This is a genomic window from Robiginitalea sp. (assembly GCF_049588695.1).
Lineage (GTDB): Bacteria > Bacteroidota > Bacteroidia > Flavobacteriales > Flavobacteriaceae > Robiginitalea.
Genome location: NZ_JBAVZJ010000420.1, coordinates 1 through 2,153 on the forward strand (window position 1 = coordinate 1; position 2,153 = coordinate 2,153).

A 2,153-nucleotide genomic window follows, 5' to 3' on the forward strand; every position below is an offset into this window, starting at 1 on the left:
CGTGCGAACTCTGCAACAATAGCTCCTTCGGGAAGGGATCTGGGATCATCCGTTATCACGTGGAGCTCTAACTCGTAAAAACTGCGTTTCACTTTCTTGATATCCAGAAAAAGGACGGTCTGATCTACCCCTTTGGCAAGGTCTTCATACCCTTTATGAAAGGAGGTCTCCTGATTCAGGAACTCGACCCATTGGGCTTTGTTGGGCCTGGCCGACTGATCTGCGGCAAACCAGGTCAGAAACTGCTCCCCCCTTTGGGCTGCTTCCAATATTATTTTAAAAGTCCGGGTAGTGGGGATCATCATGGCCCCAAATCGTTGCCGGGTTTTCCGGATGTACCTGTCCATGTATGGATTGGTCAGACGCTGATAAACCGCATATACATCGTAGGGAATAACCTCTACTAAAGAAAAAATCCACTCCCAGTTCCCGGTATGTGGTGAAAGGATAATAATGCTTTTACCGGTTTTATGGTACGTATCCAGCAGGTGTTGATTGGTGATAAAATAGCGCTTTCGAAACTGCTTTTGCCCCATAGTGGCGCTCTTTACGGATTCAATCATCAAATCCGAAAAATGTCGAAAAAAGTCTTTCCGGATTTGCCTCGCCTCAGGTTCTGACTTTTCGGGAAAAGACTTTTTGATATTCTTTAAAACCATATCTTTCCTATAGCCCACCACGTAATACATGAGTAGGAAAAGGAAATCAGAAATCCGGTGCAATATCCAAAAGGGAAGCAGGGAAACGAGGTGGATAAAACCGAATACAAATGTGTAATAGAGTTTTTTCATAACGGGGATTCGCCAAAAGTAAACTTATTTAAGTACCCTGCCTTATTTTTACGGAAGCTTGAACGCAAATCGCTGAGCCCCGGGGTATGCAGTCTGAAAAAGCCTGCGTATTTTGCCCTCTGAAGACCTTAGATTTATTTTAATTATAACAACAATAATGATGCAACCTTACGCGATTGCCATTCACGGAGGGGCAGGTACTCTGGTTAAGGGTATGATGACCCCGGAAAAAGAAAAGGCCTATAAAGAAGCCCTTACAGCAGCCCTTAGAAAGGGCTATTCCGTGTTAAAAGAGGGTGGCACAGCGACTGAAGCCGTGATACAGGCTGTAGTGGCTTTGGAAGATTCTCCCTTATTCAACGCCGGAAAGGGAAGCGTATTTACAGCGGACGGTACGCACGAAATGGATGCCGCTATCATGGAGGGACGATCCTTGAATGCCGGAGCTGTCTCCCTGATTTCCGGTATTAAAAATCCGGTTGTTCTCGCCCGGGATGTTATGGAGAAAAGTGAGCATGTATTCCTGGCAGGGGAGGGGGCGATGAAGTTTGCTAGCAGCCTGGATTATCCATTGGAAGCCGAATCTTATTTCTACGATGCCTTTCGTTTTCAGCAATGGCAGGACCTCAAAGGGACGGATGCCTTTCAACTGGACCACAGCGCCAAAAAGGATTCTAAATTCGGCACTGTGGGGGCCGTGGCTTGCGATCTCCATGGAAACCTGGCAGCAGCCACCTCTACGGGTGGGATGACCAATAAGCGATTCGGGCGTATTGGGGATAGCCCCGTATTGGGCGCCGGAAACTATGCCAACAATAAAACCTGCGCCGTGAGTTGCACGGGCAGTGGAGAGTTTTTTATCAGGGGGGTAGCCGCCTATGATGTTTCCTGCCTGATGGAGTTCAAAGGACTGTCACTGGAAGCAGCCGCTCGTGAAGTCATTGACAAAAGACTTCTGGATATCGGGGGTGATGGTGGGCTTATTGCCGTGGATGTGCACGGCAATATCGCTATGCCTTTTAATACGGAAGGAATGTACCGGGCTTCGAAAAATGCATTCGGTGATGAGAAAGTGCAGATTTATTCGGACTAAACGAAAGGAGAATCCAGCGGCAGGACTTTTATTTTCCTTTTTCGAATATTAAAGCGGTCCCCGTTAGACAAAACATGGGTTTTCAGGTTGGATAGGGACATAGGCTCTCCCTCTGACAGTATTTTCTGGTTGTTGTGTTTCAGTTTACTCGGATCGAACAAAAGCACCATCCCGGAACCAATAACTTCAAAAGTGTTACATTCCTTGATGACCATCCCTGTATCTTCAGCCAGGCCCACACCCAGAAGATTCGGGAATGCCGCTACAGC

General features: G+C 47.2%; 2 protein-coding genes and 1 pseudogene. 1 reads left to right on the forward strand and 2 read right to left on the reverse strand.

Annotation, left to right across the window (positions count from 1 at the left end; translation table 11 throughout):
• Nucleotides 1-791, reverse strand: a 791-nt coding sequence (locus tag WBV75_RS09845; RefSeq protein ID WP_424120448.1) for a lysophospholipid acyltransferase family protein, incomplete at its 3' end; no start/stop codon positions are given.
• A gap of 160 nt (nt 792-951) precedes the next feature.
• Here WBV75_RS09845 and WBV75_RS09850 point away from each other — a divergent pair.
• Nucleotides 952-1,884, forward strand: coding sequence for an isoaspartyl peptidase/L-asparaginase family protein (locus WBV75_RS09850; protein ID WP_424120449.1), 933 nt, complete (start codon nt 952-954; stop codon nt 1,882-1,884).
• Here the strand turns inward: WBV75_RS09850 and WBV75_RS09855 are convergent.
• Nucleotides 1,881-2,153, reverse strand: a pseudogene (locus WBV75_RS09855) (cyanophycinase); the annotation flags it as partial. The gene WBV75_RS09850 and the pseudogene WBV75_RS09855 overlap by 4 nt on opposite strands.

What these genes read in the sequence shown, in the direction of transcription:
- WBV75_RS09850 (WP_424120449.1), top strand. Translation starts at nt 952, where the DNA reads ATGCAACCTTACGCGATTGCCATTCACGGAGGGGCAGGTACTCTGGTT.